Origin of the sequence: Streptomyces sp. F001, from assembly GCF_004187715.1 — a bacterium.
GTDB classification, from domain to species: Bacteria; Actinomycetota; Actinomycetes; order Streptomycetales; family Streptomycetaceae; genus Streptomyces; species Streptomyces flavusporus.
Genome location: NZ_QZWF01000003.1, coordinates 37,188 through 62,385, shown reverse-complemented (window position 1 = coordinate 62,385; position 25,198 = coordinate 37,188). Strand labels below are relative to the sequence as shown.

Here is a 25,198-nt window from a genome sequence, read left to right as displayed (position 1 = left end):
AAGATCGGTCGACGTCGATCACCTGTCAATCCTGTCTGAACGAAAGCGAGTTGATGGTGAACATCAAGCGCGGTATCAAGCTTGCGGCTGTGACCGGTGCCCGTCGTCGCCGGTGCCGCCCCGGCCATGGCGACCGTGGTGAGCGCGGGCGGCGGCACGTGGGACTACGGCGCCGGCACCGCCATCGTGTGGTCGGACTACTACCACGGCACCAAGTGCCACGGCTCGACCGCCGTCGGCGAGTACATCGACAGCGACGAGCCGCCAAGGCTCCTGGTCCTTCGCTCAGGCCGACGTCGCTCTGAGCGGCAACAAGTCTTACTGGAACACCAGCTGCTGACGGGGGCCGAGCCTGATCGCTCGGCCCCGGCAGCGAGTGGTCCGCCCTGGTGGTGATCTCCAGTCCCCTCCGGGCGGGCCACTCGTCCAGTGAACCACCCCTGACCTAGGCCAATCGATGCTGCACAGAGGTATCAAGTTCGTTCACGCCGTTGCACTGGCGTACTCCGCGATTCTGGCGTTCCTTCTCCTGCGCAGCCTCGACGAGGACTGGGCGCTGGGGCACTCCGCCGTGGTCTGGGTGACGGACACCGACGGGTCCACCAGCGGCTCCCAAGTCACCCGTGACATCGCGGAGTTCGCAAAGGCGGAGCGGGTGACGATCGCCCGCGAGGTCCCCGACCTCACCCACCCCTACAGCCGCCGCCCTCTACCTGGCACCCGGCGGTCCGCACGCCGACTGGCTGAGCGACGGCTATCCCGCGTTCAACCGCGGCTACCGCACCGACGTGCACCCGGTCGCCGAGCTCGGCCGGCGCGACCCTCGGGGCTTCTACTACGTCTTCGGCTCCGACCGGGCCGCCGCTTCGCTGGCTCAGAGGTTCACCGACCTCGGGATGACGTCCGCGTCCACCATCCGCAGTCGGTCGCCGAGCTGACCACGACCTACTCCGGCACCGCCTCCACCGCTCCTTCATCGTCGTCGCGCTCGCCGTCATCACGATGACGGCGCCGGCGTGATGCTCAACGCCAAGGCCTACGGCGTACAGCGCCTGCAGGGCGGGTCGTTCGGCGGATCCTGCTGCGGGACCTGCGGCAGGTGGCGGTCTTCTACGCCATCGCCTGTGCCGCGGTGGCCGCCCTGGTGGTGCTGCTGCTCGGCCTCTACAACGGGCTGGCCTGGATCGGCCAGTTCACTCTGCTCACCCTGGGCTGTGCCGCCGCCTCGGTCTGATCGCCCTCGCACGCAGGCCGGCGTGCTGTACCTGATGTTCCAGACCGGCATCCTGCGCGCCCTGAAGGGCGAACTGCCCGCACGGGCCGCGATGATCAGCGCGTACGCCATGCGGATCCCCGCGCTGTTGCTCGCTCTCAGCATCGCCACCGCCCTGGTCCTGGCCGCCCAGGACGTCCTGAACCGCGAGGAGAGCCGCAAGGCCTACGCGAAGATCGGCGCCACCACGTCGATCGCCCTCAACGGCAGCCTGGGAAGCGACGCTGCGCTGCGCGACCTGGAGGCCAAGGTGGGCGGCTGGCTCCGGCAGGCCGACAAGGAGGGGCAGGTCGTCGTCGCGGGACACCGCGACCTCCAGCAGTCGGCACCGCGGGCGGGCCTGCCGCAGGGCGATGTGCTGATCGTCAACGAGTCCTTCCTCACCGAACAGCCCGTCCTCGACCCGGCAGGGCGCCCCCCCGCCGGCCGCCGCCGACCCCGCCCAGGTCCGGCTGATGATCCCGGCCGGCCTCGCCGCGTACACCGACCAACTCCGCGAACTGGTCCCGGGACTGCTCAGCCCGAGCGACCCCGACAAGGTCCGCCCGGCGAACATCACGACGCTGCAGACCAAGGCCGACCAGCGGGTCTTCACCTACAACCCCAAGGGCAAGTCGCACACCGACCCAACCCGGCGCGGACGACTCCTTCGTCACCGACCCCGTCATCATCGCCTTCGCCGACGGATCGCCGTACCTGAGCGACAAGGGCTACACCGCCTACGCCAGCAAGAGCAGTGTCCTCTTCCACGACCCCGACGACGTCACCGCCGCCATCGAGCAGCGCCACCTGGAGACGTATGTGACGGCCATGACGCCCGTCGGCCAGAACGCCGCGGTCAAACTCCGCGACCTCGTCGGCGAGTTCCGGCTGCAGGTGTTCAACCTGGGCGTGGCCCTGGCGGTCCTGCTCATCACCGGCGTCGGCGTCTGCATCGTGCACTCCCGCAAGAACGCTCAGGCGATCTTCGCCCGGCACATCAGTGGCTGGCGGTTCACCGCCGTCCACCGCACGGTCCTGTCGCTGGAGGGACTGCTCGCCGTACTGCTCGCCGTGTGGGTCCCCTTCCAGGTGTGGCAGCAGAACAAGGACCTCGAACGGTACGACGCGCTCGGCATCCCGCCGCCCCGCGCACCCGTCGAGATCACCGGCCTCGACCTCGGCGTCACCGGCACCCTCGTCGCCGTGGAGGCCATCGCGGTGCTCGTGGCCCTCGTCGTCTTCCACCGCTTGATCGTCAAGGAAGGAGCGACCGAGTCGTGACCCCCCACCGCCCCGCTGGAGCCCGCCGTGATCGAGATCGAAAACCTGTCGAAGTCCTACGGCCCGCGCACCCTCTGGTCCGGTCTCACCTTCACCGTGGAGCGCAGCCGGATGCTCGCCCTGGTCGGCCCGAGCGGCTCCGGCAAGTCGACCCTGCTCAACTGCCTGGGCCTGCTCGACGCCCCGACCTCCGGCGCGATCCGCCACGAAGGGCGGGACATCACCGGCTTCGGCCGCGCGCCACCCGGCGCTTCCGGCGCGACGTCCTCGGCTACCTCTTCAGAACTACGCCCTGATCGAGAACGCGACCGTCGCCGCCAACCTTGAGGTCGCCATGAAGCCGCGGCGCGCCCGGAAGGGCACCCGACTGTCGCCGAGGCCCTCGACCGGGTGGGCCTGGCCGGCCGGGAGAAGGAGCAGGTCCACCGGCTCAGCGGCGGCGAGCAGCAGCGTGTCGCGCTGGCCCGGCTCATCGTCAAGCAGCCCGCTCTGGTCCTGGCCGACGAACCCACCGGCGCCCTCGACCACGACAACACCACCATGGTCGTCGACGTCCTCCGCGCGATGAGCGAGGACGGCTGCGCGGTCGTCATCGCCACCCACGACGACACGGTCCGCGATCGCTGCGACAGCGTCCTGACGGCCGGAAGCGACACGCATCCGGTGCCCGTCACGGCGCCTCCCCCCACATCCCCCAAGAAAGGCAGTACGCATGAACTCGCGCCTCACCTGGAGCCTGGCCGCAGGCCTCGTCCTCATCGCCGCCCTGGTGGTCTTCTCGATCTACGGCACGCACGCCGGCACGATCCTGGGCCGGCTCGGACTCTCGATCTTCTGAACGGCCTTCCGAGGACCGGACCTCGGACAGACGGAGCCCCCGCCGCAAAAAGGCGCGGCGGGGGCTCCGTCGAGGTCCGGGCGTCAATCAGACGTTCACGCCGAAGTCCTGGGCGATGCCCACCAGGCCCGAGGCGTAGCCCTGGCCGACGGCGCGGAACTTCCACTCGGCGCCGTTGCGGTAGAGCTCGCCGAAGACCATGGCGGTCTCGGTGGCCGCGTCCTCGGAGAGGTCGTAGCGGGCGATCTCGGTGCCGCCGGCCTGGTTGACGATGCGGATGTAGGCGTTGCGGACCTGGCCGAAGTTCTGCGAGCGGGTCTCGGCGTCGTATGGAGACCGGGAAGACGATCTTGTCGATGTCGGCCGGGAGGCCGGCCAGGTTGACGTTGATCTGCTCGTCGTCGCGGCGCCCTCACCAGTGAGGTTGTCGCCCGTGTGGACGATCGTCTGGTCCGGCGTCTGCTTGTTGTTGAAGAAGACGAAGTGCTGGTCGGAGTACACCTTGCCCTGCGTGTTGACCGCGATCGCGGACGCGTCGAGGTCGAAGTCGGTGCCGGTGGTGGTGCGGACGTCCCAGCCGAGGCCCACGGTGACGGCGGTCAGGCCCGGAGCCTCCTTGGTGAGCGAGACGTTGCCACCCTTGGACAGGCTTACAGCCATGGTCGGGAGTTCCTTCCCTCGATGCGTGCGCTATGCGTGTGCGGTACTGAAGCTACAGCTACCTCTATGAACGCGGAGGGAGGTGCCCCGGGTTCCCGGCTCTTTACTTTCTTTACCTCCGGCGATATTCGCGTGACTCGCGCCCACTCCAGGCGGGAACATGTCACCCATGTCCGGTCCCTACCTCATCCGAGGCTCCGTCTCGCTGCCCGAGGCCGAGCTCCAGTGGCGTTTCTCGCGCTCCTCGGGGCCGGGCGGGCAGCACGTCAACACGAGTGACTCCCAGGTCGAACTGCGTTTCGACCTCGCCGCGACCGAGGCGCTGCCCGAGGTGTGGAAGCGACGCGCACTGGAGCGGCTGGCCGGCGCCTGGTCGACGGCGTCATCGCGGTCCGTGCCTCCGAGCACCGGTCCCAGTGGCGCAACCGCGAGACCGCCGCCGTACGCCTCGCAGCACTCCTCGCCGAGGCGACCGCGCCCCCGCCCAAGCCCCGCAAGCCGACCCGCATACCGCGCGGCATCAACGAACGCCGGCTGCGGGAGAAGAAGCAGCGCTCGGAGACCAAGCGGGGGCGGTCGGGCCGCGACTGGGATAGGATAGGACGCTGTCACATGTGCCCTGCCGGATCCGTCAGGGCAGTGGAATGCCACTGACGGTGGTCCGCTACGAGGGCTGGGGACACAGGACACATGGGCGACGACGACTTCCTTGCCGAGCGCTTCGAGGCACACCGCACGCATCTGCGTGCCGTGGCCTACCGCATGCTCGGCTCGCTCGCCGAGGCCGACGACGCGGTGCAGGAGGCCTGGTTCCGGCTGAGCCGCAGCGACACCCGGGAGGTCGGCAACCTCGGCGGCTGGCTGACGACCGTGGTGGGCCGGGTGTGCCTGGACATGCTGCGCTCCCGCAAGTCCCGCGCGGAGGAGTCGCTGGACGCGGGCGCGCCGGTCCCCGCCGCCGGAGCCGACCCCGAGCAGGACGCGCTGCTCGCCGACTCGGTGGGCGTCGCCCTGCTCGTCGTCCTGGAGACGCTGACCCCGGCCGAGCGGCTGGCCTTCGTGCTGCACGACCTGTTCGCCGTGCCGTACGAGGAGGTCGCCGCCATCGTGGGCCGTACGCCGACGGCGGCCCGGCAGCTGGCCAGCCGGGCCCGGCGCCGGGTGCAGGGCGCTCCGGCGCCCGATGCCGATCTCGTACGGCAGCGGCAGGTCGTCGACGCCTTCCTCGCCGCGGCGCGGGCGGGGACTTCGACGGGCTGCTGGAGGTGCTCGACCCGGATGTGGTGGCCCGCTCCGAGGCCGGTGTGAACACCGGGGCGGCGGCGGTCGCCTCGGGCGCCATCAGCTACGCCCGCCTCGGCCGGAGCGGGCGGCCCGCTCTGGTCGACGGGGCCACCGGACTTGTGGTGCTCTCCGCCGACGGACGCGTCGAGCGGGCGACGATCTTCAGGTTCGTACGGGACCGGATCGCCGTCATCGAGGTGTCACCGACCCGGCAGAGCTGTCCCGGCTGGACATCACCCTGGGGTGGTCCGCCGGCAGCTGAGCTACCCCAGCTGCCGGTACCGCCCCTTGAAGTACGTCAGCGGCCCGCCGTCCGCGCTCGGGAGGCGGGCCGTCAGGACGCGGCCCACCACCAGCGTGTGGTCGCCGGCCGTGACGCGCTGTTCGGTGCGGCACTCCAGGGTCGCCAGGGCGCCGCCGACCAGGGGTGCCCCGCTGGCCTCGCCGCGGACGTAGGGGATGTCCTCGAAGAGCAGGCGGTCGCTGATGCGGCCCTTCATGGCGAAGCGGCCGGCGATGTGGCGCTGGCTCTCGGAGAGCACCGAGACCGCCCACAGGGCTGCTCGGCGAGCAGGTCGTCCATGCGGGAGCCCTCGCGCAGGCTGACCAGGACCAGGGTGGGTCCAGGGACACCGACATGAAGGCCGTCGCCGTCATGCCGACGTCCTCACCACTCGGCGCCTGCGGTCGTCCGGTCGAGCGGCGGCTCCTTCGCGGTCACCAGGACCACACCGGCCGCCAGCCGGGACATGGCCGCCCTGAACTCGTCGTTGCTCACCCCACAGCATGCCCGGCGGCATCGGCCGCGGGGGCGGGTTGGGCGGGCAGTCGGGCGGGCGGAGCGGGGCGGCGGGTTTCAGCACACCGAAACGCTAGTCTCCGGTGCGTGCCCCGCATCGGACCTCAGCCCGAGCACGGTCGTAGGACCAGCGAAGGACACCGCTACAAAGCTTGCGTTCGGTAAACGCACGGGAAAAACACAGAAACCCCACTCAATTGTTCACGTTCTACTGTGACTTGAGTCACAAGGGACATTAATTGTTGACCCTGTGTACCGAGTGGGCAGCGCGCTGTGATTCAGTGGCGGGAAGCTGAAGGGCGATATGGCCGAAGAGAACCCTTGATTCGCTGCGAGGTCTCGGGGGAGGGCGAGCATGGAGACCGAGTCGGAGCCGTATGTCCGTCTTGCGTCCCTGCGGCAGCTGCACCAGGTCATGGCGGACATGAACACCGCACGCAGCCTGGCCGACACGCTGCAGACCGTCGCGGACGGCGTCGTCACCGCCCTGGGCTACGAGCTGGCCTGCGTCAACCTCGTCCGCCCGGACGGCGATCTCGTCGTCGCCGCCTTCTCCGGCAACCCCGCCGCCGAGGCCCTGATCACCGGCCGGGTCGGCTCCCGCGAGTCGTGGGAGCGCCGACTGGCATGGGCGAGACCTGGGGCGACCTGATCTTCATCCCGCACACCGAGGGCTGGATCCTCGACGACGACGACGTCCCGCAGTGGTACACCGAGGGCCCCGCCCCCGCTTCGAGGACGAGTGGCACCCCTCCGACCGGCTGTTCGCCCCGATGTACGCGCCGGGCGCCCAGGGTGGCCCGTCCTCCGGCGAACTGATCGGCGTCCTGTCCGTGGACCGGCCGCGCAACGGCCGCCGCCCCGGCGCGTGGGGGCGCGAGGCGCTCCAGATGTACGCCTTCCAGGCCGCCATCGCCATCAGCAACGCTCGTCTACGCGCGAATATGCAGCGCGCCCTGGTCCGCCTGGAACGCGAACAGCAGGCCCTGCGGGCCAGCGAGGAGAGCTTCCGGCAGGCCTTCGAGTACGCCCCCTCCGGCATGGCCATCGCCGAGATGGCGGCGACCAGCACGGCCGGATCCTGCGCACCAACGACGCCCTGTGCCGCCTGCTGGGCCGCCCCGCCTCCGCGATGCGCCGCTACTCCTTCTCCGACCTCGTCCACCCCGAGGACATAGGCACGCTGCTGCGCACCTCCGCCGAGGGCGGCCGCGCCGAGTTGCGCCTGGGCCGCCGCGACGGCACCTACGTCTGGGTGTCCCTGCGCAACTCCGTGGTCGCCGACGCCGCCGACGGCCCCCGCTTCCTGCTCACCCACGTCGAGGACATCGAGGAGCGCAAGCGCCGCGAGCTCCAGCTCGCCCACCGCGCCTCCCACGACTCCCTCACCGGCCTGCCGAACTCCGCCGAGCTGCGCTCCCGCCTCTCCGCCCGCCTCTGCCAGCGCCCGCAGTCCGGCCTGCCCGCCGTCCACGACTCCCAGGACGCGGCCTACGGCCACCCCGCCTACGACGCCGGCTTCGACTTCCCGGCGCGCCGGGACGTCTTCGACGTCTACGACCACCACGTCCACACCATCGCCCCGAGGGTGAACACGACGACGGCACCAAGGGGCTCGCGGTCCTCTTCTGCGACCTCGACGGCTTCAAGTCGATCAACGACCGGTTCGGCACAACGCGGGCGACGCGGTGCTCATCGAGGTCGCGCCGCCTCAGCAACGGCGTCCGCGACGGCGACACCGTCGCCCGGCTCGGCGGCGACGAGTTCGTGATCCTCGCCGACGGCCTCGGCCGGGCCGACGCCCAGGACCTCGCCGTACGGCTGCGGAACGAGATCATCCAGCCGATCCGGGCCGAGGGACGGGCCGTCCGGGTCGGGGCGAGTTTCGGTATCGGATGGGCGCACTGCGGTATGACGGCGGACGAAGTGTTGAAATCCGCTGACGAACGGATGTACGTCGAGAAACGGTCTCGTCCCAAACAGCATCGACGTGCGGGATGAACCGCACGTCTGCGGAATGATGCGATCCTGGTCACCCGTTTGGGCCACGGCGAGCGGGTAGGCTCGCCATTTCTCACCACACGTACCGCATCCGTTCCGCACCTGTTGAGGAGTACCTAGGGATGACGCCCGGCAACAACGGCGCGAGCACCCGAGGACGAGGACCCGTTCGGCTATCTGTACGCCGACGGTCAGGCCAACGGCGCCCAGCCGCCGTCCGGCGGCTACGGCTACCCGAACTCGGTCAGCAGGGTGCGGACGGTCGGCGAGCGGCCCTACGGCCAGCAGACCGTGCCGCCGCAGCAGCAGGGCGCATACGGCCAGCCGAACCCGCACTACGCCGCGCCCGAGTCGTTCCCCGGCGGCGCCCCCACCGTCCAGACGCAGCCCGCCCCGGCGGTGGCGGCCGGGGCCGCGGCCCCAACACCAACAGCCTGCTGATCGGCGCGATCGCGTGTCGTCCGCCCTCGTATCGGCATCGGCGTCCGATGCTCGCGCGACGACGACACCGCGGCGGACGGCGACCAGCCCACCACCCCGTCGGTCTCCCAGAGCGCGGAGTCGAGCCCTTCGAGTGAGAGCAGCGCGCGGCAGCGAGAAGAGCTGCCCGCCGTCGACGCCAAGCCCTGCAGCTCGGCGCGCGCCACACACCGCCTCCGACATCAAGGGCGCCAAGCGGACGCGGTGTCTACGTGACCGGCTTCAACGCCGTCGGCGCCTCGGTCACCTGGACCGTCAACGCATCCCCGAGTCCGGCAAGTACACCTGTACGTCGGCTACGGCGTGCCCGCAAGGACGCAACGGGACCCTCACGGTCAACGGCACGGCCGCCAGCACGCCGGTCGACATGAAGAACTACGCGAACGCCCCCGAAGGCGACTACGAGAAGGGCTGGACGCGGACCTACAACTACGTCCAGCTCAACAAGGGCACGAACACCATCAAGATCTCGTGCGAGCAGGGCAACCAGTGCGACGCCAACCTCGACCAGGTGTGGCTGGTCAAGGGCTGGGTCGAGTAGCCCCTCACGCCGCGCTGACCTCCCCGATCACCGCCACCCGCCCCAGCAGCTCCTCGTAGGAGCCCCGGTCGAACTCGCCCGCCACCGCCGCGCGGACCGTCGCCGCGGCGAGGGCGGTGGCGCGGGCCAGGGGTCCGGCCACGGGAGCTGCTCGACCAGGCCCGACAGCAGGCCCGCGGCTGCGGAGTCGCCGGCGCCGGTCGGGTTGCCGTGTATGCGGGTCGGTGGGGTGGCGCGCCAGCGGCCCTCGGGGTCAGGGCGAGCAGGCCCTCCGGGCCGAGGGAGGCGACCACGCGTGGGCGCCGCGTCGGCGGGCGTCCTGGGTGGCGCGCAACGGCTCGTGGGAACCGGTGAGTTCGGCCAGTTCGTCGGCGTTGGGCTTGATGACGTCCGGGCGGGCGGCCACCCCGCGGCGCAGCGGCTCCCCGCTGGTGTCCAGCAGCACGGGCACGCCCGCCGCACGCGCGGTGCGTATCAGGCCCGCATACGCGCCCACCGGCACGCCCGGCGGCAGGCTGCCGCACAGGGCCACCGCGCTCGCCGGCGCCAGCAGGTCCTCGTAGGCCTCCAGGAACGCGGACCACTCGGCCGGTGCGATGGCCGGGCCGGGCTCGTTGAGCTGGGTCGTGTCGCCGGTCCGCTCGTCCACGACGGCGATGGTGCGCCGGGTCGTGCCGCCGATCGGACGAGCGCGTCGACCACACCCGGCGTGGCGGTGAGCGCGTCCTGCACGATCCGTCCGGTGCTGCCGCCGGCGAAGCCGGTGACCGTCACCTCGTGACGAGCGCGGCCAGACGCGGGCTACGTTGACGCCCTTGCCGCGGGGCGTTCGGTCACCTCGGAGACCCGGTGGGTGGTGTGCGGCCGCAGGGACCGTACGCGATAGGTGAGTCGAGAGGTGTTCAGCGTGACCGTGAGGATCACCTGGGCCGACCTCCCCGAGTGAATGTGCTTGTCGTTCTCCGGGGGTCGATCATGCCAAAGAGACGGCGTCGGCACAGTCGTCCGGTCGGCCACCGTCTCTTCGGTGCGCTCTCTACTGGCGGATGTATCAGGGCAGTTGGGCTCAACCACCCATTCTCCCTGCCGCATCACGCCCTTGAGTTCGAAGGCGGCGTCCAGCAGCACCAGGTCGCGTCCTTGCCGGTTCGAGGGAGCCGATCCGGTCGTCCAGGCCCAGCAGCCGCGCCGGGCCCGCCGACAGGCCGCCACCACGTGCTCCACCGGCAGCCGGTCGATGGTCACGCCCGCTTGAAGGCGCGGTCCAGGGTGAGCGTGGAGCCGGCGATCGAGCCGCCTTCCACCAGGCGGGCCACGCCGTCGCTGACCTCGACCTCCAGCGGGCCGAGCAGATAGCGGCCGTCGCCGAAGCCGGCCGCGTCCATCGCGTCCGTGACGAACGCGACCCGTTCCGGGCCGCATGATGGAACGCCAGCTCCAGGGCGGCCGGGTGCAGGTGCGTGCCGTCGTTGATGAGCTCGACGGTCACCGCTCGTCCTCCAGCAGGGCGGCGATCGGGCCGGGGGCGCGATGGCCGAGCGCGGCATGGCGTTGAACAGGTGCGTGGCGACCGTCGCGCCCGCGTCGATCGCCTCGACCGTCTGCTCGTACGTCGCGTCCGTGTGGCCGACCGCCGCGATCACCCCGTGCTCGGCGAGCAGCCGCACGGAGTCGATGCCGCCCGGCAGTTCGGTGGCGAGCGTGAGCATCTTCGCCCTGCCGCGCGCCGCGTCGATCAGCTTGCGGACCTCGGAAGGCTCCGGGTCGCGCAGCAACTCTTCGGAGTGTGCACCCTTGCGGCACGGGGAGATGAACGGCCCTCGAAGTGGATCCCGGCGATCTCGCCCTGCTCGGCCAGCTCGGAGAGCAGGCCCGCCCGACGCGTGAGGAAGTCCATGTCGCCGGTGACCGTGGAGGCGACCAGGGTGGTCGTGCCGTGCAGCCGGTGGTGTGGATGCCCTTGAGGACCTCGTCGACGGTGCCGGAGGTGAAGGAGGCTCCGCCGCCGCCGTGGTTGTGGAGGTCTACGAAGCCGGGTACCAGCCAGTGGCCTCGCAGATCCATCTCGGGCACGTCGGCTGGGGCGTTGGCGGCGATTCGCTTGCCGTCGACGATCACTTGGCCGTCTTTGACGGTTCCCGTGGGCATGACCACGTTGGCGCCGGAGAGGATCAGGGGTGTTCCGTCCGTCGCGGCTGCGGGTTGTGTGTGGCTGTTCGCGCAGTTCCCCGCGCCCCTGGGGGGGTTGCCATCAGGGCGATTCCTCCTTGCGGTCGGTGTGGTCGAGGAGATCCCAGGCCAGGAGCCCGGCGCCCAGGCATCCCGCCGTATCGCCCAGGGCCGCCGGGACGATCTTCGGCAGTTTCTGGAAGGTGACGCGTCGCCGGACGGCGTCCCGCAGTGGTGTGAACAACGTTTCTCCTGCTTCGGCCAGCCCGCCACCGATGATGAGCGTGCGGGGTCCAGCAGGGTGAGCGCGGTGACCAGGCCGTCGGCGAGTGCGTCCACGGCCTCCTGCCACACTCGTACGGCGTTCGGATCACCGGACGCGACGGCTTTCGCGCAGTCCGCCGCGTCCGCCTCCGGGTCCCCGCAGGCGGCGGCCCACCCTCGCTCACCGCCGCCGCGGACGCGAACCGCTCCAGGCAGCCGCGCTGTCCGCACGGACAGGCGTCCGCCGGGCCGTACGACGACATGGCCGATCTCGCCCGCGAAGCCGTGCGCACCGCCTCCACCCGGCCGTCGATGCCGATGGCACCGCGATACCGGTGCCCAGCGGCACGAACAGGAACCGGTCCGCGCCTCGCCCGGCACCGATCCGGCCCTCGGCGAGCCCACCGGTGCGCACATCGTGGCCGAGGGCGACCGGGATGCCGCCGAGCCGGCCGCGAGGAGTTCGCGCAGGGGGACGTCACGCCAGCCGAGGTTGGCCGCGTAGGCGGCGATGCCGTGCTGCTCGTCGACGATGCCGGGGACGGCGACGCCGGCGGCGGCCGCGGGGGTGCCGAGGCGCTGTTCGCCGTACGTGTGGAGCTCGGCGGCGAAGTCGAGGATGCCGTCGACGACCGCGCCGGGCCCGCGTTCCCGCCCGGTCGGCCGGCGCGCCTGGTGGATCAGGGCGCCGTCCGCCCCGACCAGGGCGGCCTTCATCCCGGTGCCGCCCACATCGAGGCGATGACGTGTCTCACGGGGGACAGTGTGGCCCGAGGACCGGAAGAGGTCTAGTCCACTTACGTGGTGTAGACCTTGATTCCGGTTTTAAAAGTCAGATGTATCTTTCGGCAAGGATGGGCGAGAGCACGTGCAGCGGCGCAGGACAGGAATGATCGCGGTGGTGTCCGCACTGGGCATGACGGCGGTCCTCGGCGGCTGTGGCCTCGGTGGAGACACGACCGACGTGACGCTGCGGCTGGTCGCCGCCGACTACGGCGACAGCGCGGCCAACAGCTCGAAGAAGTACTGGGCGAAGCTGGTCGAGGAGTACGAGGCCGACCACCCGGATGTGAACGTCGAGGTCAGCGTCTACTCCTGGAACGACATCGACGCCAAGGTGAAGGAGATGGTCGAGGCCGGGAAGGCGCCCGACATGGCCCAGATCGGCGCGTACGCCGACTACGCGGCCGACGGCCTGCTCTACACCGCCGACGACCTGCTCTCCATACCGGTACAGGCCGGTTTCTCCTCCGCGCTCGCCAGCGCGGGGCAGGTCAACGGGGTGCAGTACGGCCTGCCGTTCGCCGCCTCCACGCGCCTGCTCTTCTACAACAAGGCCCACTTCGAGGAGGCCGGCCTCACCCCGCCCACCACATGGGCGGAACTGGCCCCGACGCCGCGCCCTGAAGCCGAGGGCGTGAAGTACCCCTACGCCCTGCCGCTCGGCTCCGAGGAGGCACAGGCCGAGACCATGCAGTGGCTGCTCAGCGGGGGCGGCGGCTACACCGACACCGTCGGCACCTACGGCATCGACTCCACGGAGAACGTCGAGACCTTCACCTGGCTGCGCGACGAGCTGGTCGGCGAGGACCTCACCGGGCCGGTCGCCCCCGGCAAGCTCAACCGCGCCGACGCGTTCGCCGCCTTCGCCGGGCGAGGTCGGCATGCTGAACGGCCATCCGTCCCTGATGAAGATGGCCGAGAAGAAGGGCGTGAAGTTCGGCATGGTGCCGATGCCCGGCGTGAACGGTGAGAGCAAGGCCACGATGGGCGTCGCCGACTGGATGCTGGCGTTCAAGCAGAACGGCCACAAGGAGCAGCCGGGCGACTTCCTCGACTTCGTCTACAGCGAGGAGAACGTCCTCGCCTTCTCCCGCGAGTACGACCTGCTGCCGGTCACCAACGCCGCGTCCGAGCCATGAGCGCGCGCCGAGGACCGGGACCTCAAGCCGTTCCTGGACGAACTGCCGCTCGCCGAGCTCTACCCCGTCGGCAAGACGTCCGGCGGCGGTCAGCGGGAGGTCAAGAAGCGGATCGGCTCCACCGTGGAGCCCGGTGGCAGCCCGTCGGCGATCCTCGGTCAGCTGCAGTCGACGGCGACCACGGCGGAGAGCTCGGCGCGGATAGGTCGCGCTGTCGGTGCGGAGGTTACGGTTTCGGCATGGAGCAGGAGCGGCTCGGACGGCAGGAACAGGACATCTCGCGCTGGAACGCCGGGGGTTCGCCGGGCCCGGTGCGAAGGAGCGGGCGATACGGGAGAGCTGGGGCTGGCCCCGGTGCGCTACTACCAGCTGCTCAACGCCCTGCTCGACGATCCCGGGCGTTGGCGCACGATCCGGTGACGTGAATCGCCTTCGCAGGCTGCGGGAACCGGCGGCGGCGGGGTGACCGGCGTTTTCTGGTCACCCGGCGTGTGGGCCCCCGCCGGGGCTCCCCCCCAGGCCCCCGCTTCGCCTGAAGGCCTCGTCCTCAATCTCCCCCAGAGGGGCACCCCACGGCTGGATGATGCCCCGGTGTGCAAAGGCTCGCCCCGTACAGGCCCGGCCGCGGAAGTCGCCCTATGGCAGCCACGAGACCGAACCCCACACGACTCTCCCGACGCCCTCGACCCTGCCGGCGTGACGGGCTCGACGCGATTCTCGCCCGGCCGCAAGGCGGTGATCGCCCTCGACTTCGACGGGACGCTCGCCCCGATCGTGCCCGACCCCGAGCAGGCGCGGGCCCACCCCGACGCGGTCCCGCGCTCGCCGCCCTCGCCCCGAAGGTCGCCTCCGTCGCCGTGATCACCGGCCGCCCGGCGGACGTGGCCGTGCGGTACGGCGGCTTCGCGGGCGTACCCGCCTCGAGCACCTCGTCGTCCTCGCCACTACGGCGCCGAACGCTGACGCCGTGAGCGGCGAGGTCAGCCCCCCGCCCGCACCCGGTGTCGCCGCCGTCCGCGAGGAACTGCCGGGCTCTCGAACGGTGGGCGCCGGCAGGGCACCTGGGTGGAGACAAGGGCCACGCGGTCGCCGTCCACACCCCCGCGCCGCCGACCCCCAGGCCGCGTTCGAGGCCTGCGCGAACCCCTCTCCGACCTCGCCACCCGGCACGGCCTGATCTCGAACCCGGCCGATGGTCCTGGAACTCCGCCCACCCGGCATGGACACAAGGCGTCGCCCTCCTCGAACACGCCCGCGAGCTCTCCCGCCTCCGTCCTCTACGCCGGCGACGACCTCGGCGACCTCCCCGCCTACGCCACCATCGAAAAACTCCGCTCCACCGGCACCCCGGCCTGCTGGTCTGCAGCGGCAGCGACGGTCACCGAGCTGAGCAAACGAGCCGACCTGTGGTGAACGGCCCGGAGGCGTCGTGACTGCTGGCCGGGCTGGCGCACGTATCGGCTGACGCTGCTGCGGGCAGTCGTGCCGCACCACCCGTCAAGCCGCGGACAGTCGTGCCGCAGCCACCCCGTCCAGCCCGGGCATGCGTGCCGCCCAGGCGGCACGGGTGGCGTGGGGTCCCCCCTCTGGGGAGGCACCCTCAGCGCCGGCCGCGCGCCCACCCCCACCAGCACCGCGCACCACCCCATCAGGCGTTCAGCGCACCCAGCTGATCCAGGAACCACTGCGCCGGCGGCAAGGCGGTAGCCGCCGCAGCCAACCGCTTCGTCCGCTCCATCCGCTCCCGACCGACATGGTCAGCGCCTCAGGCAACGCCTCGGCCGTCCCCACCACGTCGTACGGATTCACCCCGATCGCATCCTCCCCCAGCTCCTCGTACGCCCCCGCCTCCCGCGACAGCACCAGCACGCACCCCTCGTCGGAGACGACCGGCACCTCCTTGGCGACGAGGTTCATCCCGTCCCGGATGGGGTTGACCAGCGCCACGTCCGCCAGCCGGTACGCCGCCAGCGACCGCGCGAAGTCGTCTTTGACGTGCAGCACCACCGGCGTCCAGCCCGGCGTCCCGTACCGCCCGTTGATCTCCTCGGCCTGCCGCTGCACCTGAGCCGTGTACTCCCGGTACACGGCGAGATCCTGCCGCGACGGGTACGCGAACGCGACGTGCACCACCCGCTCACGCCACTCCGGGTGGTCGTCGAGCAGCTGCCGGTACGCCAGCAGGCCCCGCACGATGTTCTTCGACAGCTCGGTCCGGTCCACCCGGACGATCGCCTTGCGGCCCTCGCCGATCTCCGCCCGCAGCCTCGCCATCCGCTCGTTCACATCGGCCTCGTGCGACCGCTTCCGCAGGAAGTCCGCGTCCGCACCGAGCCCGTGCACGCCGACGCGGGTGTCCCCGAGGCCCCCGGCGAACGCCTCGCAGCACGCGGTGAACGCGTCCGCCCAGCGATGGGTGAGGAAGCCGAGCCGGTCCGCGCCCAGCATCCCGCGCAGCAACTGCCCGGCGATGTCGTCCGGAAGCACCCGGAAGTACTCCGGCGGCGCCCACGGCGTGTGCGAGAAGTGGCCGATCCGCACATCCGGGCGCAGCTCGCGCAGCAGCCCCGGGACCAGGCTGAGGTGGTAGTCCTGCACCATCACCGCGGCACCCTGCGCCGCCTCCTGCGCCAGCGCCTCGGCGAAGGCGCGGTTGTACGCCTCGTACGAGGCCCACTGCCGCCGGAACTCCGCGCCGAAGACCGGCTCCAGCGGCGTCTGGTACAGCATGTGGTGGACGAACCACAGCACCGAGTTGGCGATGCCGTTGTACGCGTCCGCGTGCACGTCGGCCGGGATGTCCAGCATGCGTACGCCGGACTCCCCGACCCCGCGCCGCACCGCCTCGCGGTCGCCGTCGCCGAGGGCCGAGCACACCCACAGCGCGCCGGCGTCCGGCCCGATGGCCGACAGCCCGGAGACCAGCCCGCCGCCGCCGCGTCTGGCGGCCAGCGAGCCGTCCTCGCGCACCTCGTACGAGACCGGGCCACGGTTGGAGGCCACCAGTACCTGCGCAGCACCGTACGTTGAAGCCATACGCCTCAACCTAGCCCGAGCCGGATCCGCTCAAACGTACGGAAGGCCACCCGGCGGGGCCGTATACAACGCCCATAAAACGGTCACGCCACTTTCCGGGCGGCGTACTCGGCGATCTCCACCATCGGTGGCCGCTCCTCCGTGTCCACGGAGAACGTACGCGGTTCGAAGCCGTCCTCCACCCGTTCGAACTGGGTGAGGGAGGGACGGATCAGATGGCCGCGGGCCAGCCGCAGCTGGGCCGTGCGGTAGATCGCCGCCGCCATCCGGCCGAGCGCCTGCCCGTCCTGGTGGCGGTGCTTGCGCACCCCGACGTCGACCTGCGCGAGCGCCTCGAGGCCGGCCAGGTGGAGGGAGTCGACCAGCATGCCGAGCTCCACGCCGTAGCCGACGGGGAACGGAAGCTGTTCGAGCAGCGAGCGGCGGGCCGCGTACTCGCCGCCGAGTGGCTGGACGAAACCGGCCAGCTGCGGCCAGTGCATGTTCAGCAGCGGACGGGCCATCAGTTCGGTCACCCGGCCGCCCTGTCCCGCCGTACCCCCGAGGGGACGGTCGTACATCCCCTTGACGAGGTCGATCTCCGGGTCGGTGAGCAGCGGGCCGACGATGCCCGACACGAAGTCCGAGGAGAACTCCTTCAGGTCGGCGTCGATGAAGCAGACGATGTCCCCGCTGGTGACGAGGAGAGAGCGCCACAGGACCTCGCCCTTGCCGGAGACGGCCGGTATGCGCGGCAGGATGTCGTCGCGGTGGACGACCCGGGCGCCCGCGGCGGCGGCCACCTCGGAGGTGCGGTCGGTGGAGCCCGAGTCGACGACGATGAGCTCGTCGACGAGCGGGGCCTGCTGCATGAGGTCGTGACGGATCACGGCGACGATGTCGCCGACGGTCTCCTCCTCGTTGAGTGCGGGCAGCACGACACTGACCGACTGGCCCGTCGTGCGTTTGGCGGCCAGGATCTTGTGGAGCGGGCGATCGGTCAGGGACCAGGAGCGGGTGCTCAGCCAGCGCTCGACTTCTTCCAGCACAGCTTGCGGCTCCTCTGCGTTCTCCAGGCGAGGGGGTTGTGATCCATCTCGCGGTTCGGACGACTATCTCAACTGTCCTGGCCTTCGGTTACAGTCTTGAACAACGCTGATGACCATCGCATGTCGGGGGTTGTTTGCGTCTACAACCACATACAGCTCATCCAGAGGGGCAGAGGGAAACGGCCCGATGAAGCCCCGGCAACCCTCCAGCCGGTTCTTGTCACGCAGACGTGGTGAGGCTCCCGGCTAGGGAAGGTGCCAATTCCGTCTCACGGCGAGATGCGTCGTGAGGAAGATGAGGAGAAAGGGCCTCGCCTCACATGGCTGTGCAGACTGTCGAAAGCACCAGCACTCCCACCGTCGACCTCGGTCCCGCCGCCGCGCTGTCCTGTCGCGAGTGCGGCCACCGCGTACCGCTCGGCCCGGTCTTCGCGTGCGAGGAGTGTTTCGGCCCGCTCGAGATCGCGTACGACTTCTCCGCGTACGACGCCGAGGAGCTCCGGGGGCGCATCGAGGCGGGACCGTCGAACATCTGGCGTTACGCACCCCTGCTGCCCGTCCCCGCGGACGTCGCCGGCAAGCCGAACCTGAACCCGGGCTGGACCAAGCTCGTCAAGGCCGACAACCTCGCGCGCGAACTCGGCGTCACCGGTGGGCTGTACGTGAAGGACGACTCCGGCAACCCGACCCACTCCTTCAAGGACCGTGTGGTCGCCCAGGCCCTGGAGGCCGCCCGCGCCTTCGGCTTCACCACTCTGTCCTGCTCCTCCACCGGCAACCTGGCCGGTGCGGTGGGCGCCGCGGCGGCCCGCGCCGGCTTCCGCTCCTGCGTGTTCATCCCGCACGACCTGGAGCAGGGCAAGGTCGTCATGGCCGCGGTCTACGGTGGCGAACTCATCGGCATCGAGGGCAACTACGACGACGTGAACCGCTTCTGCTCCGAGCTGATCGGCGACCCGGCCGGCGAGGGCTGGGGCTTCGTCAACGTCAACCTGCGGCCGTACTACGCGGAGGGCTCCAAGACCCTGGCGTACGAGATCTGCGAGCAGCTCGGCTGGCAGCTGCCCGACCAGATCGTCGTCCCGATCGCCTCCGGCTCCCAGCTCACGAAGATCGACAAGGGTCTCCAGGAGCTGATCAAGCTCGGGCTGGTCGAGGACAAGCCGTACAAGATCTTCGGTGCGCAGGCTGAGGGCTGCTCGCCGGTGTCGGTGGCCTTCAAGGGGGGCCATGACGTCGTCCGGCCGCAGAAGCCGGACACCATCGCCAAGTCGCTGGCCATCGGCAACCCCGCGGACGGGCCGTACGTCCTGGACATCGCGCGCCGTACGGGCGGTGCGGTGGAGGACGTGACGGACGAGCAGATCGTGGACGCGATCAAGCTGCTCGCCCGGACCGAGGGCATCTTCGCCGAGACGGCGGGTGGCGTGACGGTCGGCGTCACGCGCAAGCTGATCGAGAACGGCGTACTCGACCCGACCCTGACGACGGTCGTCCTCAACACCGGCGACGGCCTGAAGACCCTTGACGCGGTGGCCGGCACCGGCCTGACCGCCACCATCCGCCCGAACCTCGACTCCTTCCGAAAGGCTGGCCTCGCATGAGCCGGGGCGCTCCGCTGGAAGGCCGAATTCACGCTGCGGACCGGTGGGGGCTGGTCGCGCAGTTCCCCGCCCCCCTGGGGCGCTGCCCCGCCGTCCCTGTGCACCCGACCGGAGGTCACCCCGCATGAGCGTCACCGTCCGCATCCCCACCATCCTGCGTACCTACACCGGCGGTCAGGCAGAGGTCGCCGCCGAGGGTGCGACCCTCGCCGAGGTCATCGCCGATCTGGAGAAGAACCACACGGGCATCTCGGCCCGCGTCCTGGACGACCAGGGCAAGCTGCGCCGCTTCGTCAACGTGTACGTCAACGACGACGACGTCCGTTTCGAGCAGGGCCTTCAGACGGCGACCCCGGACGGTGCGGGCGTCTCCATCATCCCGGCGGTCGCGGGCGGCTGACCCGCTCCTGCGTTACCGTGAGTAACGCCGGTTACGCAATGTTCATCGAATTGCCCCCTCCGTGAGAGAAGCGGAGGGGGCAATTCAGTGTGATTGAGCGCGGTACAGTTGGGGAACGCGCTGCGACCCGCATGCCGGACGCATATGAGTTCCGGCTCCGCGTGCGATAAGAAGCAGCCAAAGTATGTGGCTCTTTTGCGTCTTTCATTCCCTTTACGGGGCCCGACTTGCCCTGAATTCGGGCGAATCCTCCGCAAATTCCCGCCCCGTGGTGCCCAGAATTCTCGTCCGATTGACCTGTTGCAGACGGCAGTTGGACAGATACATTCAGCCGCGGTCGACGCGTTCCGGCGCACGCCCCCGACCAATGGGGGGTGAGGTCTGACCCGGATCCGCGAAGTGTGGATCTGTGCAAGGGCCAGTAATAGGGGAGTTAGGCATGGCTCAGGGCACCGTCAAGTGGTTCAACGCGGAGAAGGGGTACGGCTTCATCGCGGTCGACGGTGGTGCGGATGTTTTCGTCCACTACAGCGCGATCCAGATGGACGGATACCGCACCCTGGAAGAGGGTCAGCGGGTCGATTTCGAGATCTCGCAGGGCCAGAAGGGGCCGCAGGCGGACATGGTCCGGCTCGCGACCAGCTGAAGCACGCGCCGACTGCAGCGACGTTCTTCTGTTCTTCGAAGGGCTCGCACCCCCTGGGGTGCGAGCCCTTCGGCCTGCCCGGAGGCCGGCCTCGGTCCGTGGGAGGCGCTTGCTCCCACCCGCCACCCCTCACGGAGCCCGCTCCGCGGGCGCGCCTTCGAACCGCCGCCCGGCCGCCGCCCCTCACGGGCCCGCTCCGCAGGCGCTTGCACTCTCCATGCCCGAGTGCTAATCATTGGCGTTAGCACTCTGAAGGTGAGAGTGACAAAGAAGGACCGGGTCGGTGAGGCCGCAAGCCAAGTGGGGCAAGGAACCACAAGGCGTGCGAGCCGTCCGTCGCGGGCGCGGGCGCGGTCCGAAGTAATCACCCCCAGTCCTGGGAGGACCACTTCACATGGCCAAGATCATCGCGTTCGACGAGGAGGCGCGGCGCGGCCTCGAGCGCGGCATGAACCAGCTCGCGGACGCCGTCAAGGTCACCCTCGGCCCCAAGGGCCGCAACGTCGTCCTCGAGAAGAAGTGGGGCGCCCCCACGATCACCAACGACGGTGTCTCCATCGCCAAGGAGATCGAGCTCGAGGACCCGTACGAGAAGATCGGCGCCGAGCTGGTCAAGGAAGTCGCCAAGAAGACGGACGACGTCGCCGGTGACGGTACGACCACGGCGACCGTTCTCGCCCAGGCCCTGGTCAAGGAGGGCCTGCGCAACGTCGCCGCCGGCGCCAACCCGATGGCCCTGAAGCGCGGTATCGAGAAGGCCGTCGAGGCCGTCTCCGGCGCGCTGCTCGACCAGGCCAAGGAGGTCGAGACCAAGGAGCAGATCGCCTCCACGGCCTCCATCTCCGCCGCCGACACCCAGATCGGCGAGCTCATCGCCGAGGCGATGGACAAGGTCGGCAAGGAAGGCGTCATCACCGTCGAGGAGTCGCAGACCTTCGGTCTCGAGCTCGAGCTCACCGAGGGCATGCGCTTCGACAAGGGCTACATCTCGGCGTACTTCGCCACCGACATGGAGCGCATGGAGGCGTCGCTCGAGGACCCCTACATCCTCATCGCCAACTCCAAGATCTCCAACGTCAAGGACCTGCTCCCGCTCCTGGAGAAGGTCATGCAGTCGGGCAAGCCGCTGCTGATCATCGCCGAGGACGTCGAGGGCGAGGCCCTGTCGACCCTGGTCGTCAACAAGATCCGCGGCACCTTCAAGTCCGTCGCCGTCAAGGCCCCGGGCTTCGGTGACCGCCGCAAGGCCATGCTCGGCGACATCGCCATCCTCACGGGCGGCGAGGTCATCTCCGAGGAGGTCGGCCTCAAGCTGGAGAACGCGACCCTGGACCTCCTGGGCCGCGCCCGCAAGGTCGTCATCACCAAGGACGAGACCACCATCGTCGACGGCGCCGGCTCCGCCGACCAGGTCGCCGGCCGGGTCAACCAGATCCGCGCCGAGATCGAGAACAGCGACTCGGACTACGACCGCGAGAAGCTCCAGGAGCGCCTGGCGAAGCTGGCCGGCGGCGTGGCCGTCATCAAGGCCGGTGCCGCCACCGAGGTCGAGCTCAAGGAGCGCAAGCACCGCATCGAGGACGCCGTCCGCAACGCGAAGGCGGCCGTCGAGGAGGGCATCGTCGCCGGTGGTGGCGTGGCCCTGCTCCAGGCCTCCCAGGTGTTCGAGAAGCTGGAGCTCGAAGGTGACGAGGCGACCGGCGCCCAGGCCGTGAAGCTCGCGCTCGAGGCGCCGCTGAAGCAGATCGCCGTCAACGCCGGCCTCGAGGGCGGCGTCGTGGTGGAGAAGGTGCGCAACCTGACCCCGGGTCATGGCCTGAACGCCGCGACCGGTGAGTACGTCGACCTGGTCAAGGAAGGCATCATCGACCCGGCGAAGGTGACCCGCTCTGCCCTGCAGAACGCCGCCTCCATCGCCGCGCTGTTCCTCACCACCGAGGCCGTCATCGCCGACAAGCCGGAGAAGGCCGCCGCGCCCGCCGGCGGCGGCATGCCGGGCGGTGACATGGACTTCTGATCGACCGGTTCCGGTTGATCGACCGTCCTTCGGACCGAGGGCGGCACTCCCTGGAGACAGGGGGTGCCGCCCTCGGGCGTGTCCGGGATCACGGCCGGATGCGGCAGGCGCGGAATGCATGGACCCGCATAATCGCTTACTTAAGCGGGTGCAACAATGCACGCGCACATACCAGCTGGTCAGCAGACCCCCACCCCGAGGAGCCCCGCGTGACCGTCACCACGTCCTCCGCCTCCCGTGCGGCCCAGATCCTGTCCCGGCCGACCATGATCAATGGCCTCACCGTCCCGAACCGCGTCGTGATGGCGCCGATGACCCGCATGTTTTCCCCGGGCGGCGTCCCCGGCGAGGATGTGCGCTCGTACTACGCCCGTCGCGCTGCCGCCGGCGTCGGCCTGATCGTCACCGAGGGCACCTACGTCGGCCACGACTCGGCCGGGCAGAGCGACCGTGTCCCGCGGTTCCACGGCGAGGAGCAGCTGGCGGGCTGGGCGAAGGTCGCCGAGGCGGTGCACGCGGCGGGCGGCACGATCGTCCCGCAGCTGTGGCACATCGGCATGGTCCGCAAGCAGGGCCAGCCGCCGTTCGCGGACGCCCCCGCCGTCGGCCCCTCCGGTCTGCGGATCGGCGAGAGCGAGCCCACGGGCAAGGCGATGACCCAGCGCGATCTGGACGACGTCATCGGCGCGTTCGCGGAGGCCGCCGCGGCCGCCGAGCGCATCGGCTTCGACGGCGTGGAGCTCCACGGCGCCCACGGCTACCTGCTCGACCAGTTCCTGTGGGAGGGCACCAACCGCCGCACGGACGCCTACGGCGGTGACCGGGTCACCCGTGCGAAGTTCGCGGCGGAGATCGTGGCGGCCGTACGGGAGTCGGTCTCGGCGTCCTTCCCGATCATCTTCCGCTACTCGCAGTGGAAGCAGGAGGCCTACGACGCGCGGCTCGCCGAGACGCCGGAGGAGCTGGAGGCGATCCTGACCCCGCTGGCGTCGGCCGGCGTCGACGCCTTCCACGCCTCCACGCGCCGCTACTGGCTTCCGGAGTTCGAGGGTGCGGACCTCAATCTCGCGGGCTGGACGAAGAAGCTGACCGGCAAGCCCGCCATCACCGTCGGTTCGGTCGGCCTGGACGGTGAGTTCCTCAAGGCCTTCCAGGGGGAGGCGCCGGGTGGGCAGCCTCGACAACCTCCTGGACCGCCTGGAGCGGGATGAGTTCGATCTCGTGGCCGTCGGCCGCGCGCTGCTCCAGGACCCGCAGTGGGCGGCGAAGGTGCTGGAGGGCCGGTTCGAGGAGCTGGCGCCGTACGACGCGGCGTCGCTGACCTCGCTGAGCTGACGATCGGCGACAGTGGGTGGCCCCGGCGATCACGTGATCGCCGGGGCCACCGCCCTTTTGGCCCAGCCGTGACCTGACTTTTCTTGAGTAAGTCAAGCAACTGACTTATGGTTGCCTAAGTCAAGCACTGTTCACCGCGACCGGAGGCCAGCCATGTCCCACGCCCCTGCCCGACCCGCCGACACCGGAGGCTCGGCCCCGCCGAGGGCGAACGCCGTGGTGGCGGTGCTGGCCTTCGCCGGAATCGTCGTCTCCCTGATGCAGACCCTGGTGATCCCGATCGTCCCGGAGCTGCCGCAGCTCCTGGACGCCCCCTCCTCGGACACCGCCTGGGCCGTCACCGCCACGCTGCTCGCCGCCGCCGTCGCCACGCCGGTGATGGGCCGGCTCGGTGACATGTACGGCAAGCGCCGCATGCTGCTGGTCAGCGTGGTCCTGCTGGTGGCCGGCTCGGTCACCGCCGCGCTGAGCGACTCCCTGGTCCCGATGATCGTCGGACGGGTGCTGCAGGGCCTGGCCTCCGGTGTCATCCCGCTCGGCATCAGCATCATGCGCGACGAACTGCCCGCCGAACGGCTCGGCTCCGCCACCGCGCTGATGAGCGCCTCCCTCGGCGTCGGCGGCGCCCTCGGTCTGCCCGCCGCCGCGCTCATCGCCGACAACTTCGACTGGCACGTCCTCTTCTGGACCTCGGCCGCCCTCGGTGTCGTGGCCGGTGTCCTCGTCCTGACCCTCGTACCCGAGTCGAAGGTCCGCACCGGCGGATGGTTCGACCTGATCGGCGCACTCGGCCTGGCAGTCGGCCTGGTCTGCCTGCTCCTGGGCATCTCCAAGGGGGCGGACTGGGGCTGGACCAGCAGCACCACGCTCGGCCTGTTCGCCGCGGCCGTCGTCGTCCTGCTGGTGTGGGGCTGGTGGGAGCTGCGCGTCACCCAGCCGCTGGTGGACCTGCGCTCCACGGCCCGCCGTCAGGTGCTGGTGACGAACCTCGCCTCGGTGGCCGTCGGCTTCGCGATGTTCGCGATGTCCCTGGTCATTCCGCAGATGCTGCAGGCGCCCGAGGCCACCGGCTACGGCCTGGGCCAGTCGATGCTCGCCGCCGGTCTGGTCATGGCGCCGTCCGGTCTGGTGATGATGCTGACGGCACCGGTCTCCGCCGCCGTGTCCAAGGCCAAGGGCCCGAAGGTCACTCTGATGATCGGCGCCCTGATCGTGGCCGGAGGCTACGGCCTGAACATCGTGCTGATGGACGCCGTCTGGCACTTCGTCCTGGTCTCCTGCGTCATCGGCGCCGGTATCGGCTTCACGTACGGCTCGATGCCCGCGCTCATCATGGGCGCGGTGGACCCCTCCGAGACGGCCGCGGCCAACAGCCTCAACACCCTGATGCGGTCCATCGGTACGTCCACGGCGAGCGCGGTGGCGGGCGTCATCCTGGCCCAGACGACCATCAACCTCGGCCCCGTCGCGCTGCCCTCCCAGGACGGCTTCCGCACGGTCCTCGCGATCGGCGCGGGAGCGGCCCTGCTCGCCTTCGCCGTCGCGTCGTTCATCCCGCGCGGGCGTCCGGCGGCCGGGGCGGCGGCCGCAGAGGCGGAACCGGCGCAGGTCTCCGCAGTGAAGGCGTAGGCGTTCGAG

19 protein-coding genes, 12 pseudogenes and 1 riboswitch are annotated in these 25,198 nt (G+C 70.3%); of the genes and pseudogenes, 24 read left to right on the top strand and 7 right to left on the bottom strand.

Annotated features, from left to right (window positions below; translation table 11 throughout):
• Positions 1–96 precede the first annotated feature (96 nt).
• From StrepF001_RS13345 to StrepF001_RS49510, 7 genes and pseudogenes are all read left to right on the top strand, one after another.
• Positions 97–396 carry a lactococcin 972 family bacteriocin gene (locus StrepF001_RS13345; RefSeq protein WP_206306851.1) on the top strand — a complete coding sequence of 100 codons (300 nt, stop codon included), beginning with the start codon at positions 97–99 and terminating at the stop codon, positions 394–396.
• A 392-nt stretch (positions 397–788) separates the two neighbouring features.
• Positions 789–938, top strand: a complete 150-nt coding sequence (locus StrepF001_RS45595; protein WP_165396259.1) for a hypothetical protein — start codon at positions 789–791, stop codon at positions 936–938.
• Between the two features lie 161 nt (positions 939–1,099).
• Positions 1,100–1,234, top strand: a complete 135-nt coding sequence (locus StrepF001_RS49515; RefSeq protein WP_276322821.1) for a hypothetical protein — start codon at positions 1,100–1,102, stop codon at positions 1,232–1,234.
• 22 nt (positions 1,235–1,256) lie between these two features.
• On the top strand, positions 1,257–1,973 hold the full coding sequence (locus StrepF001_RS13340; RefSeq protein ID WP_129798487.1) for a hypothetical protein: 717 nt from the start codon (positions 1,257–1,259) through the stop codon (positions 1,971–1,973).
• Between the two features lie 101 nt (positions 1,974–2,074).
• Positions 2,075–2,536 (top strand): hypothetical protein, encoded by a 462-nt coding sequence (locus StrepF001_RS13335; RefSeq protein WP_129798486.1) that lies wholly within the window; start codon positions 2,075–2,077, stop codon positions 2,534–2,536.
• Between the two features lie 111 nt (positions 2,537–2,647).
• Positions 2,648–2,989 (top strand): annotated as a pseudogene (locus tag StrepF001_RS47845) (ATP-binding cassette domain-containing protein); the annotation flags it as partial.
• Positions 2,990–3,248: 259 nt separating this feature from the next.
• Entirely contained in the window at positions 3,249–3,374 is a 126-nt protein-coding gene (locus tag StrepF001_RS49510; RefSeq protein ID WP_276322829.1) for a hypothetical protein, read from the top strand.
• A gap of 87 nt (positions 3,375–3,461) precedes the next feature.
• On the opposite strand, the gene StrepF001_RS13325 is transcribed toward StrepF001_RS49510, so the two are convergent.
• Positions 3,462–4,034 (bottom strand): TerD family protein, encoded by a 573-nt coding sequence (locus StrepF001_RS13325; protein WP_129798485.1) that lies wholly within the window; start codon positions 4,032–4,034, stop codon positions 3,462–3,464.
• Positions 4,035–4,203: 169 nt separating this feature from the next.
• On the opposite strand from StrepF001_RS13325, the pseudogene arfB reads away from it, so the two are divergent.
• Both arfB and StrepF001_RS13315 read left to right on the top strand, forming a co-directional pair.
• Positions 4,204–4,625, top strand: a pseudogene (gene arfB, locus StrepF001_RS13320) (alternative ribosome rescue aminoacyl-tRNA hydrolase ArfB); the annotation flags it as partial.
• A 99-nt stretch (positions 4,626–4,724) separates the two neighbouring features.
• Positions 4,725–5,580, top strand: a pseudogene (locus tag StrepF001_RS13315) (sigma-70 family RNA polymerase sigma factor).
• Position 5,581: 1 nt separating this feature from the next.
• Here the strand turns inward: StrepF001_RS13315 and StrepF001_RS47840 are convergent.
• Positions 5,582–6,096 (bottom strand): annotated as a pseudogene (locus tag StrepF001_RS47840) (flavin reductase family protein).
• Between the two features lie 376 nt (positions 6,097–6,472).
• On the opposite strand from StrepF001_RS47840, the gene StrepF001_RS47835 reads away from it, so the two are divergent.
• The 6 genes from StrepF001_RS47835 (at position 6,473) to StrepF001_RS50080 (ending at position 9,139) form a co-directional block, all read left to right on the top strand.
• On the top strand, positions 6,473–6,769 hold the full coding sequence (locus StrepF001_RS47835; protein ID WP_240797490.1) for a hypothetical protein: 297 nt from the start codon (positions 6,473–6,475) through the stop codon (positions 6,767–6,769).
• 52 nt (positions 6,770–6,821) lie between these two features.
• The gene (locus tag StrepF001_RS47830) at positions 6,822–7,295 is read left to right on the top strand and encodes a hypothetical protein (RefSeq protein ID WP_240797544.1); all 474 of its coding nucleotides are present in this window, start codon (positions 6,822–6,824) and stop codon (positions 7,293–7,295) included.
• A complete protein-coding gene (locus StrepF001_RS47825) occupies positions 7,196–7,888 on the top strand; it encodes a PAS domain S-box protein (RefSeq protein ID WP_240797538.1) in 693 nt (230 codons plus the stop codon). Before StrepF001_RS47830 ends, StrepF001_RS47825 begins: the two co-directional genes overlap by 100 nt.
• Positions 7,771–8,118, top strand: coding sequence for a GGDEF domain-containing protein (locus StrepF001_RS47820; protein ID WP_240797537.1), 348 nt, complete (start codon positions 7,771–7,773; stop codon positions 8,116–8,118). The genes StrepF001_RS47825 and StrepF001_RS47820 overlap by 118 nt, the downstream gene beginning before the upstream one ends.
• 252 nt (positions 8,119–8,370) lie before the next feature.
• Positions 8,371–8,559 carry a hypothetical protein gene (locus StrepF001_RS50085; protein ID WP_346656934.1) on the top strand — a complete coding sequence of 63 codons (189 nt, stop codon included), beginning with the start codon at positions 8,371–8,373 and terminating at the stop codon, positions 8,557–8,559.
• A gap of 133 nt (positions 8,560–8,692) precedes the next feature.
• The gene (locus StrepF001_RS50080) at positions 8,693–9,139 is read left to right on the top strand and encodes a hypothetical protein (RefSeq protein ID WP_346656933.1); all 447 of its coding nucleotides are present in this window, start codon (positions 8,693–8,695) and stop codon (positions 9,137–9,139) included.
• Positions 9,140–9,143: 4 nt separating this feature from the next.
• Here the strand turns inward: StrepF001_RS50080 and StrepF001_RS13300 are convergent.
• The 3 pseudogenes from StrepF001_RS13300 to StrepF001_RS13290 form a co-directional block, all read right to left on the bottom strand.
• A pseudogene (locus StrepF001_RS13300) lies at positions 9,144–10,063 on the bottom strand (1-phosphofructokinase family hexose kinase).
• 138 nt (positions 10,064–10,201) lie between these two features.
• Positions 10,202–11,287, bottom strand: a pseudogene (gene nagA / locus StrepF001_RS13295) (N-acetylglucosamine-6-phosphate deacetylase); the annotation flags it as partial.
• A gap of 103 nt (positions 11,288–11,390) precedes the next feature.
• Positions 11,391–12,289, bottom strand: a pseudogene (locus tag StrepF001_RS13290) (ROK family protein).
• Between the two features lie 172 nt (positions 12,290–12,461).
• Between StrepF001_RS13290 and StrepF001_RS13285 the strand changes: the two are divergent.
• The 3 pseudogenes from StrepF001_RS13285 to StrepF001_RS13275 all read left to right on the top strand — a co-directional run.
• Positions 12,462–13,689, top strand: a pseudogene (locus StrepF001_RS13285) (extracellular solute-binding protein); the annotation flags it as partial.
• A gap of 44 nt (positions 13,690–13,733) precedes the next feature.
• Positions 13,734–13,960 (top strand): annotated as a pseudogene (locus tag StrepF001_RS13280) (DUF3263 domain-containing protein).
• Between the two features lie 117 nt (positions 13,961–14,077).
• A pseudogene (locus tag StrepF001_RS13275) lies at positions 14,078–14,927 on the top strand (trehalose-phosphatase).
• A 215-nt stretch (positions 14,928–15,142) separates the two neighbouring features.
• Here StrepF001_RS13275 and StrepF001_RS13270 read toward each other — a convergent pair.
• Positions 15,143–16,530, bottom strand: a pseudogene (locus StrepF001_RS13270) (trehalose-6-phosphate synthase).
• A gap of 83 nt (positions 16,531–16,613) precedes the next feature.
• Entirely contained in the window at positions 16,614–17,558 is a 945-nt protein-coding gene (locus StrepF001_RS13265) for a glucosyl-3-phosphoglycerate synthase (protein ID WP_129798484.1), read from the bottom strand.
• Between the two features lie 154 nt (positions 17,559–17,712).
• Positions 17,713–17,860: riboswitch (SAM riboswitch) on the top strand.
• Positions 17,861–17,878: 18 nt separating this feature from the next.
• Between StrepF001_RS13265 and thrC the strand changes: the two genes are divergently transcribed.
• From thrC to StrepF001_RS13235, 6 genes and pseudogenes are all read left to right on the top strand, one after another.
• Positions 17,879–19,162, top strand: a complete 1,284-nt coding sequence (gene thrC / locus StrepF001_RS13260; protein ID WP_165396258.1) for a threonine synthase — start codon at positions 17,879–17,881, stop codon at positions 19,160–19,162.
• Positions 19,163–19,286: 124 nt separating this feature from the next.
• The gene (locus StrepF001_RS13255) at positions 19,287–19,562 is read left to right on the top strand and encodes a MoaD/ThiS family protein (protein WP_129798483.1); all 276 of its coding nucleotides are present in this window, start codon (positions 19,287–19,289) and stop codon (positions 19,560–19,562) included.
• A 439-nt stretch (positions 19,563–20,001) separates the two neighbouring features.
• Positions 20,002–20,208, top strand: a complete 207-nt coding sequence (locus StrepF001_RS13250; RefSeq protein ID WP_019057200.1) for a cold-shock protein — start codon at positions 20,002–20,004, stop codon at positions 20,206–20,208.
• A 394-nt stretch (positions 20,209–20,602) separates the two neighbouring features.
• Positions 20,603–22,225, top strand: a complete 1,623-nt coding sequence (gene groL, locus StrepF001_RS13245; protein ID WP_129798482.1) for a chaperonin GroEL — start codon at positions 20,603–20,605, stop codon at positions 22,223–22,225.
• 209 nt (positions 22,226–22,434) lie between these two features.
• Positions 22,435–23,560 (top strand): annotated as a pseudogene (locus StrepF001_RS13240) (NADH:flavin oxidoreductase).
• Between the two features lie 153 nt (positions 23,561–23,713).
• Entirely contained in the window at positions 23,714–25,189 is a 1,476-nt protein-coding gene (locus StrepF001_RS13235; RefSeq protein ID WP_129798481.1) for an MFS transporter, read from the top strand.
• Positions 25,190–25,198 lie beyond the last annotated feature (9 nt).